This is a genomic window from Streptomyces sp. DH12 (genome assembly GCF_020873895.1).
Classification (GTDB): Bacteria; Actinomycetota; Actinomycetes; order Streptomycetales; family Streptomycetaceae; genus Streptomyces.
Genome location: NZ_JAHWGT010000369.1, coordinates 1 through 658, shown reverse-complemented (window position 1 = coordinate 658; position 658 = coordinate 1). Strand labels below are relative to the sequence as shown.

The 658-nt window shown below is 66.4% G+C and carries 1 protein-coding gene; it reads right to left on the bottom strand.

All coding sequences use genetic code 11. The features are described 5' to 3' along the window. Nucleotides 1-658: glycine betaine ABC transporter substrate-binding protein (locus tag LPA54_RS34620; RefSeq protein ID WP_228984598.1), on the bottom strand; the 658-nt coding region annotated here is incomplete at both ends.

Genomic DNA, 658 nt, shown 5'->3' with positions numbered 1-658 from the left:
GGAGCCAGCTTGTCGACGATGCCCGGGTTGTCCTTCAGCCAGGCGCGCACGGCGTCCTGCTGGCGGCCCTTGCCGGCCTTGTTGATCTCGGCCTCCAGGCCGGTGAGTTCCTCCTCGCTCATCGAGAAGTCCTTCAGCCACTTCCCGACCACCGGGTTCTCACCGGCGAAGCCCTTACGGGACACCAGGTGCACCCCGTCGCCCTCGCCCCAGGAGCCCTTGGGGTCCTTCAGCTTCTTCAGGTCGTAGTCGCTGTACGCCCAGTGCGGCGACCAGAGCGTGACGACCACCGGTTCCTTCTTGCTGTAGGCGCGCTTGAGCTCGGCCAGCATCGCCGGGGTGGAGCTGTCGACGACCTTGTACTCCTTGTCGAGGCCGTAGTCGCCGAGCACCTTGCTCTTCAGCAGGCCCATCATGCCGGCGCTGGACTCGATGCCGGTGATCTTCCCGCCGAAGGCGGCGGCCTTGCCCTTCAGGTCCTCCAGGGAGTCGATGCCCTCCATGTAGGCGGGGACGGTCAGCTCCAGACTCGTCTCCTCGTACCAGGCGCCGAGGTCGTCGAGCCGGTCGCCGTACTTCTTCCAGTACTCGGCGTGCGTGGTGGGCAGCCAGGCGTCGGTCTGGAAGTCGACGTCGCCCTGCGCCAACGCGGTATACA